The organism is Actinacidiphila epipremni (assembly GCF_012034175.1).
Taxonomy (GTDB): Bacteria; Actinomycetota; Actinomycetes; order Streptomycetales; family Streptomycetaceae; genus Actinacidiphila; species Actinacidiphila epipremni.
Window position 1 is genome coordinate 1 of record NZ_JAATEJ010000090.1, and the last position, 387, is coordinate 387.

The following is a 387-nucleotide window of genomic DNA, read 5'->3' on the forward strand; positions in this document are numbered from 1 at the left end:
GAGCTGATCGGCGGGCGCACGCCCTGCCTGCTCGGGCAGGACAACCTGCTGCCGACCGCCGCCGCGCTCGGCTGGCGCTACGACGCCAGCTCGCCGGGCGGCAACCAGGTGTGGCCGTCGAAGAAGCAGGGCGTGTGGGACCTGCCGCTGCAGCTGATCCCCTTCCCCGGGCACACCTTCGAGGTGCTGTCCATGGACTACAACATGCTCGCCAACCAGTCCCACGCCGCCACCCAGTCCGACCCGCGCAACTACCCGTACTGGCGCGAGCAGGCCACGCAGTCCTACATCGCCGGCTTCGAGCGGGCGTACCAGACCAACCGGGCGCCCTTCTACATCGGCAACCACTTCGAGGAGTGGAACGGCGGGATCTACATGGACGCCGTC

1 pseudogene is annotated in these 387 nt (G+C 69.0%); it reads left to right on the forward strand.

The features are described 5' to 3' along the window. Window positions 1–387, forward strand: a pseudogene (locus HCN08_RS34585) (hypothetical protein); the annotation flags it as partial.